Annotated in this window: 7 protein-coding genes; all 7 read left to right on the top strand. The window is 72.5% G+C overall.

The window, feature by feature from the left end; genetic code table 11:
* Positions 1-3 precede the first annotated feature (3 nt).
* The 7 genes from ACZ51I_RS19335 (at position 4) to ACZ51I_RS19305 (ending at position 7974) form a co-directional block, all read left to right on the top strand.
* A complete protein-coding gene (locus ACZ51I_RS19335) occupies positions 4-1302 on the top strand; it encodes a diaminobutyrate--2-oxoglutarate transaminase (protein ID WP_468877198.1) in 1299 nt (432 codons plus the stop codon).
* Between the two features lie 56 nt (positions 1303-1358).
* The gene (locus ACZ51I_RS19330; protein WP_468877197.1) at positions 1359-2408 is read left to right on the top strand and encodes a cupin-like domain-containing protein; all 1050 of its coding nucleotides are present in this window, start codon (positions 1359-1361) and stop codon (positions 2406-2408) included.
* Positions 2409-2410: 2 nt separating this feature from the next.
* The gene (locus tag ACZ51I_RS19325; RefSeq protein WP_468877195.1) at positions 2411-3712 is read left to right on the top strand and encodes an MFS transporter; all 1302 of its coding nucleotides are present in this window, start codon (positions 2411-2413) and stop codon (positions 3710-3712) included.
* Positions 3709-3900, top strand: a complete 192-nt coding sequence (locus tag ACZ51I_RS19320) for an MbtH family protein (protein ID WP_468877192.1) — start codon at positions 3709-3711, stop codon at positions 3898-3900. Before ACZ51I_RS19325 ends, ACZ51I_RS19320 begins: the two co-directional genes overlap by 4 nt.
* 9 nt (positions 3901-3909) lie before the next feature.
* On the top strand, positions 3910-4656 hold the full coding sequence (locus ACZ51I_RS19315; RefSeq protein WP_468877189.1) for a thioesterase II family protein: 747 nt from the start codon (positions 3910-3912) through the stop codon (positions 4654-4656).
* A gap of 2 nt (positions 4657-4658) precedes the next feature.
* The gene (locus ACZ51I_RS19310) at positions 4659-5525 is read left to right on the top strand and encodes an alpha/beta fold hydrolase (RefSeq protein ID WP_468877186.1); all 867 of its coding nucleotides are present in this window, start codon (positions 4659-4661) and stop codon (positions 5523-5525) included.
* Between the two features lie 259 nt (positions 5526-5784).
* On the top strand, positions 5785-7974 hold the full coding sequence (locus ACZ51I_RS19305; RefSeq protein WP_468877183.1) for a M28 family peptidase: 2190 nt from the start codon (positions 5785-5787) through the stop codon (positions 7972-7974).
* Positions 7975-8114 lie beyond the last annotated feature (140 nt).

Raw genomic sequence — 8114 nt, 5'->3', positions numbered from 1 at the left:
GTCATGGCAGAACGCGTCGCTTCCCCGCTCGTCCCTTCCGCTCTCGCCCCTTCCACCGATGTGTTCGAGACCCGGGAGTCCGCCGTCCGGTCGTACTGCCGGGCGTTCCCCACGCTGCTCGCCTCGGCGCACGGCACCACGCTGGTCGCCGAGGACGGCACGGAGTACGTCGACTTCTTCTCCGGCGCCGGCGCCCTCAACTACGGTCACAACCACGACCACATCAAGCGTCAGGTCCTCGCCTACCTCCAGGGCGACGGGCTGCTGCACGCCCTGGACTTCCACACGGCGGCCAAGCGCGAGTTCCTGGAGCGCTTCGGCCAGGAGATCCTGGAGCCGCGCGGACTGCACCACCGCGTCCAGTTCTGCGGCTCCACCGGCACCGACGCCGTCGAGGCCGCGCTGAAGCTGGCCCGCAAGCACACCGGCCGCTCCCAGGTGATCGCCTTCTCCGGCGCGTACCACGGCGTCAGCCGCGGCAGCCTCGCGGCGACGGCGGACAACTCGCTGCGCAAGGTGGCCGGTACGGCCCTCGGCGAGGTCACCCACCTGCCGTTCCCGGTCGGACCGCGCGGCCACTTCCCGACCGTCGACCTCCTCGAGCAGTTCCTGAGCGACGACCTGTCCGGCGTCGACGTGCCCGCCGCGGTCATCCTCGAAGTCGTCCAGATGGAGGGCGGCGTCTACCGCATCCCCGACGAGGACCTGCGCCGCCTGCGCGACCTCTGCGACCGGTACGGCATCGTGCTGATCGCCGACGAGATCCAGGCCGGCTGCGGCCGCACCGGCGGCTTCTTCTCCTTCGAGCAGGCCGGGGTCGTCCCCGACCTCATCACCGTCTCGAAGTCGATCGGCGGCCTGGGCCTGCCGATGTCGATCCTCCTCATCCGCGAGGGCCTCGACTCCTGGCAGGCCGGTGACCACCCGGGCACCTTCCGCGGCAACCAGCTGGCGTTCGTCGCCGCCTGCGCCGCCCTCGACCTCTGGCAGAGCGAGGCCTTCCTGGACCAGGCCCGGAACGGCGCCGAACTGCTCCGCTCCTTCTGGGAGAGCAACCCGCTGCCCGGCGTCGAGATCCGCAGCGAGGGCCACGCGATCGGCATCGACCTGACGCACGCCGGCGGCCGCCGGGCCGCCGACGAGGTCGTCGCCTGGTGCTTCGAGCGCGGCCTGATCGTCGAGTCCACCGGCCGCGACAAGGCGGTCCTCAAGCTGCTGCCCGCGCTGACCATGGAGCTCGACGTGCTCCGGTACGGCTGCGAGCTGATCCACGAGGGCCTGCTCACGGCGCTCTCCCACTGACGCGGCCCGCAGTCCCCCCCATCCGTCGCCCCACAGACTCACGAACAGGACCCACGATGACCATCCACCAGGCCGAGCAGGACACGACCGTCGCCGGCACGATCTTCCCCGAGGCCACGGTCAAGGTCGACGCGATCGACCGGCTCCACAACCCCGACCCCGAGATGTTCAAGCGCGAGTACGTCTACAAGCGCAAGCCCGCCATCGTCACCGGCCTGATGGACGACTGGCCGGCCATGGAGCGCTGGAGCCTGGACTACTTCCGCGAGCACTTCGGCGACCTGGACATCCACGCCAACCTCCAGCTGCTCGACAAGGAGCTGATCCTCGGCAACGTCGGCGGCTTCCGCGGGATGAAGCTGTCCGCGCTCCTCGACGAGATCGAGAAGAACACCGACGAGGGCCGCGCCTACTACCTGCGCGCCTACCCGGTCCACCGGATGGTCGAGCACTACCCGGGCCTCGAAGAGGACTACGACCTCCCGGACCTGGCGCCGAACTGGGCCGACATCCGTTTCAAGGCGAAGCTGCCGGCCGGTACGGTCAACCCGGCCAAGCTGCTCGGCCTGTACCTCGCCAAGCTCTTCCTCAACCGCGGCAGCGGCAAGCCGGCGTCGCGCTCCACCGTGTCCTCCCGGGTCGCGTCCGTGATGTTCGTCGGCAGCAAGGGCACCGTCACCCCGTTCCACAGCGACGGCATGCAGACCGCGGCCTACCTGAGCCAGGTCGTCGGCCGCAAGCGCTGCTACTTCGTCTCCCCGGACCAGCACGCCAAGCTGTACCCGCGCCCGTTCCGCCGCCAGTTCGGCATGGCGCAGGTCGACTACCGCCGCCCCGACCTGACGCGCCACCCGCGCTTCAAGGACGTGGTCGTCGAGGAGACCGTCCTGCACCCGGGCGAGACGCTGTACGTCCCCAGCGGCTACTGGCACGCCATCGAGGCCATGGACACCTCGATCTCGTACAGCCACCAGATCGTCGGCGAGGACAACGCGCTGGGCTGGCTGACCTGCATCCCCGAGCGCTACCTGGCGCAGATGTACTTCAAGTCCCAGGGCGGCCTGCGCAACGTGACCGGCGCCAAGGACTGGGACGACTGGGCCTGACCATGAGCACACCTGCGAGCACGGCCACCCCCGCGGGCCACAACCTGCTGCGGGACCGCGACTTCCTGCTGTTCGCCGGCGGCCAGGGCGCCTCGGCACTCGGCGACGCGCTGAGCAAGACCGCCCTGCCGCTCCTCGTCCTGGCCCTCACCGGCTCCGGACTGCACATGGGCCTGATCGCCATGCTGTCGGCGCTGCCCATGATGCTGCTCGGTGTCCCCGCGGGCGCCTGGGCCGACCGCCTCGACCGGCGACGGATGATGCTCTGGTCGGACGTGGGGCGCGCGCTGCTCGTTGGCGCGGTGCCGCTGGCCGCCTGGCTGGGTCTGCCGGTGCTTCCGGTGATGTACGCGGTGGCCGTGCCGGTCGGTGTGCTGTACGCCGTCTTCGAGGCGGCCTGCCTGTCCTGCGTGCCCTCGCTGGTCGGCCGCGACCGGCTCGGCGAGGCCAACTCGCTCCTGTCGATCGGCAACGCGCTCGGCTACATCGCCGGTCCCGCGCTCGCCGGTGTCCTGGTGACGGGCATCGGCGGGGCCGGCACCCTGGGGGTCGACGCGCTGACCTTCGCGGTGTCGGCGGTCTCCCTGATGCTGATCCGCCGCCCGATGCAGACCGCGCGGGAGCAGACGCCCGCGCCGATGCGCCGGCAGGTCCTGGAGGGCTTCCGGTTCATCGCCGGGCACCGGCTGCTGCGGGCGGCGCTGCTCTACTGGGCGGCGGTCACCTTCTTCACCTCGCCGGTCGTCATCTGCGCCACGTACTTCATCCGCGAGGACCTCGGCTGGTCGCCCGGCGTCCTCGGGGCGATCATCGCGGTCTACGCGGTCGGGGCGATCGCCGGCGCCGTGCTCGCCGGGCGGATCAGGACGGCCACCGTGGCGGCCATGTGCGCCGGCACGGTCCTCGGGAGCGTCGCGCTGCTCGTCCTGAGCGGCACCGCGTCGCTGCCGCTGGCCCTCGGCGTCGTCCTGCTCGCGGGCGGCGGGGAGTCGCTCTCCGCGATCGTCTACAGCACGCTGCGGGCGCGGCTCACCCCGGACGAGCTCCTCGGCCGGGTGACGACGACCGCGCAGGTCGCCGCGTTCAGCCTGAAACCCCTGTCCGTCCTGGCGGCCGGCATCGCCCTGGAGGCGACCTCCGGCTCCGCGACCCTGGCCGTGATCGCGGTCTCCTCCCTCGCGATCAGCCTCGCCTTCGCCGGTTACGGCCGCCGGCTCTCCGCGGCGGCCGCGCCGTCCGCCGCCGCACCCGCCCCCGTACTTCCGAAACCCGTACTTCCGACACCCGAAGAGGTGACCCCATGAGCGTGACCACCGCAGAGCCCGACTACGTCGTCGTGGTCAACGACGAGGAGCAGTACTCGATCTGGCGGAGCGACCGCGAGCTGCCCGCCGGCTGGGAGGCCGACGGTCCGGCCGCGAGCAAGGACGAGTGCCTCGACCGCATCGAGACCGTGTGGACCGACATGCGTCCGCGCTGCGCGCGGAGCTGATCGTCCGCCATGACCCTGCTCCGACGGCTCAGCGCCGGTGAAGGAACCAGCCGGATCGTGTGCCTGCCCTACGCGGGCGGCAACGGCACGGTCTACGAGAGCTGGACCGGATGGCTTCCCCCCGAGGTGGAGCTGTGGGCACCGCATCTGCCCGCACGCGAACACCGGATGCTCGAAGAGCCCCTGGAGGACATGGGGCTGCTCGTCCGCACCCTGGCCGACGAGCTCGGCGCGGACCGGCGGCCGACCACCCTGTTCGGGCACAGCTTCGGCTCGCTGGTCGCGTTCGAACTGGCCCGTCTGCTCCAGGAGCGTTCGCTCCCGGTCGACTGCCTGATCGCGTCCGGGATGGTGGCGCCGAAGGTGCTGCCGCCCAGACCGGTGCCGACGGACGCCGAGATCCTCGCCAGCCTCCGCTCGCACGGGGTGACGCCCCCGGAGTTCTTCACCCAGCCCGACCTCCTCGAACTCGTCATGCCGGGCCTGCGCGCCGACTACCGGATGGCGATGGGCTACCGGTACGCGGAGGGCCCAGAACTCTCCGCCCGGGTGTTCGCGATCGGGGGCACCGACGACCCCGGCGTGCCCGTCGAGAGCCTCACGGCCTGGGCGGCGCACGGGCAGGGCGACTGCCCGACCCGGATGTGGGAGGGCGGTCACATGTTCCTCCTGCACCACGTGGAAGAAGTCGCCGCGTTCGTGGTCGGCTGTCATCAGCGATCCGGCACCCGCCCCCTGCAGTCAATCGAAGGATGAACATGGAAACGCGTACCCTCACCGTCCCCGGCGGCACCCTGCACGCCGTGAGCGGCGGCGCCCCGGCCGGCCCCGCCGCCGTCCTGGTCCACTCCGGCATCGCCCACGGGCAGATGTGGCACCCGCTGATGGAGGCGCTGAGCGACGAGATGTTCTCCGTCGCCTACGACTGCCGCTGCTTCGGCCGGTCGACGACGACGCTGGACGGCGAGTTCTCCGACCTCGCCGACCTCCGGAGCGTCCTCGACGCCTACGGTCTCGAGTCCGCCGTGCTGGTGGCCGAGTCGCGCGGCGCGCGACTCGCGATCGACTTCGCCCTTGAGCACCCCGAACGGGTGCGCGGTCTCTTCCTGCTCGCGCCCGACGTCTCGGGCTTCGACTCCCCGGTCGCGGACGAGGAGCGCCCGCTGCTCGAAGCCGTCGGGGCGGCCGAGGAGGCCTGGGACACCGCCGAGGAGGCCGACGTCCCCCGGACGGTCGAGGAGCTGATCGCACTCGAGGTGCGGCTCTTCGTCGACGGCCCCGGCCGCGAGGCGGCGCCCGAGCGGGCGGCCGTGCGCGAGGCGGTCGCCGAGATGCTGCGGCTCAACTACACGCAGCAGAAGGACACTCCGGACTTCACGCGGCCCGAGCCCGCGGCCGACCGTCTCGCGAAGCTCGACGTGCCGGTCCGGGTGCTCGTCGGCGACGCCGACACGCTCGGCATGCGGGCCACCGCCGAGGAGATCGAGCGCGCCGTCCCGCAGGCCTCGCTCGTCCGCGTCCCGGACGCGGCGCACGCGCTCACGCTGGAGCGCGAGGAGACGGTCGTACGCGAACTGCGCACGTGGTGGCGGGAACTGCGGCAGCTGCCGCAGCCCGGGGAATGACCGAGGAAAGGGCTCTGCGGTGAGCATGCTGAAGTCCCGGCCGAACCCGGCCGACGCGCGGCCGGCGGAGGACCTCGGGTCCTCCGGTCCCGGCGCCGGGACCGGAGGCCGGTTCGGCGGTTGGTTCGGCGGTTGGTTCGGCGGTTGGTCCGGCGGTCCGTCCGGCGGTCCGTCCGGCGGCCGGTCCGGAGCTCCGTCCGGTGGACGGTCCGGAGCTCCGTCCGGTGGACGGCGGTTCGCCGGGACCTGGGCGGTCCTGGTGCTGCTCCTGGCCGTCTCCTTCTCGCTGGCCTACGGGGCGACCCGTCCGGCACCCGACGGGGAGGCGGGCCGGGGCGCGCTGGCCACGGCCCAGCGTCTTGAGGACCTCGGCACGCACGTCGCCGCGAGCCCGCAGCTCGCGGAGGGGCTCGACCTCGTCTCCCGCGAGCTGGAGGCGATCCCGGGCCTGGAGGTGGAGCGGCAGCGCGCCACCGGCTCGTACCGCTTCCACGACCGTGCCGTCGACTACGCCGTCGAGAACGTGATCGCCCGCCAGCCCGGCGACAGCAAGGACGCCCTCCTGGTGAACGTCCACGTCGACTCGGCGATGGAGGGCCCCGGCTCCGCCGACGACGGCATCAACGTCGGCGCGGTGCTCCAGGCCGCCCGGCAGCTGGCCGGCGCGGACCACCACCGCACGGTCGTCTACCTCTTCAACGGCGGCGAGGAGGTCGGCCTCACCGGCGCCGACGCCTTCACCGGGCATCCGTGGGCGAAGGACGTCCGCTGGTTCCTGAACCTGGAGGCCGTCGGCTCGGGCGGACTGCCCATCCTGTTCCAGGCGGGCGAGGACGACGGCCGGCTGATCGAGCTCGCGGGCGACACCACGCGGCCGTACGGCTCGGTCCTCGGCCAGTGGCTGTTCCAGGCGGGCCTCATCAACTCCGACACCGACAGCCGGGTGTGGCGCGCCCAGGGCTGGTCGGGCCTCGACTACGCCCTCTTCGAGGACGGCTACCAGTACCACACGCCCAACGACCGGGTCGCCGCGATCGGGGACGGTTCGGCGCAGGCCGTCACCGACCTGACCGTCCGGTTCGCCTCCGACGTCACAGGGACCGCCGACCCGGCCGGCCGGAAGCCCGCCCCGTACTACTTCGACGTGCTGTCGCGCTGGTGGGTGACCCTGGACCCGCTGCTCGTGAAGGCCGGCACCCTCGCCCTGCTCCTCGCGCTGGCCGCGCTGACCTGGCGGGCCGGCCGGGTCTGGGACCTCCGTCCCGGCCGGGTGGCGGCCACGGCCGGGGCCGCGCTCCTCGGCCTCCCGGCGGCCGTGCTCACGGGTGCGCTGGTGGGTGCCGCCCAGTCCCTGGTCGGTCCGCACGCCTGGTACGCGCACCCCTGGCTGATGTACCTGGTGCCGCTGCCCCTCACCGTCCTCGGGGGGCTCGCCCCGCAGCTGCTCCTGGAGCGCCGGCGCCGGCGCCGCGCCCCGGACGGCGCCGGGCGGCCGGACGCCCGTGCCGCCCTGCTCGGCAACGCCTGGGCGGTCGGAGTGCTCGGAGTGCTCACCGCCTGGCTCGGCGTCGGACCCGGCTATCTGCTGTGGATCGGCTCCGCCCTGTCCGTCCTGTCCATCGGCGGCTACCTGGTGCTTCCGGGCCGCTCGCGGGCGGTGCCGCTGCTCGTGAGCGCGTTCGTGTCGTTCGTGCTGATCGCCCAGTTCACCCGGAACCTGTTCGAGCTGGCCGTCCCGATGATGGGCCGGTTGCCCACCGCCATTCCCATGGACGCGGCCCTCGCCGTGGCGGGCGTCCTGGTCGCCGTCCCGCTGGCGCTGGTCCTCGCGCCGTTCGCCGCCCACGCCGGGCGCCCGCCGCGCCGGTCCGGCCTCGCCGTGCTCGCATACACCGCCTGCGGGCTCCTGGTCGTCGGGCTCGTCCAGCCGTACGACAGTGCGCACCCCAAGCTGGTCAGCGCGTTCCAGGAACAGACCGACGGCAAGGACCCGCGGATCGTGCTCGAAGGCCGCGACCACCTCACGCCGGAGAGCCTCGGTGTCGTCGACCGGGTCGCCCGCGACACGGGTCTGCGGGTCCGCGACGGCGGGCTCGCCGCGCGGAAGGTGTCCGTACGGGAGGGGAAGGTCTCCGTCCGCACCGCCGGTGCGACCGCGCCCGTCCGGATCACGCTCGGCGCGAACCGCGCGGAGCTGGTCAGGATCACGGTGACGGGCCCCGGCCTCTCCATCGGCGGCCGGCCCTTCGAGAGCGAGGAGGCGGTGATCGACGTCGTCGGCCGCTTCGACGGCCACACGCTGACCGTCGACCGCTCGGGTCCCGTCGAGATCCAGGTCGACCAGGTCTTCCTGAAGACCGGAGAGGACGCCGAACGGGTCCTGGCGGTGCTGCCGGACTGGACGGTGGGCCACGCGAGGACGGTCGTCACACACACGTACAAGTCCTGAGGGCCACCAGAAGAGCGGGGCCGGGGCGGTGTTTCACGTGAAACACCGCCCCGGCCCCCCTCTCCCTTTTCCGCGCCCCCCATCCCATCGGTCCGGCAGCGGTCATCTAGGTCCGTCCTCACAGTCTTCCCCTCCCCCTC

The sequence above is a fragment of the Streptomyces sp. NPDC034084 genome (genome assembly GCF_055575535.1).
This window is presented reverse-complemented; position numbering and strand designations above follow the sequence as displayed.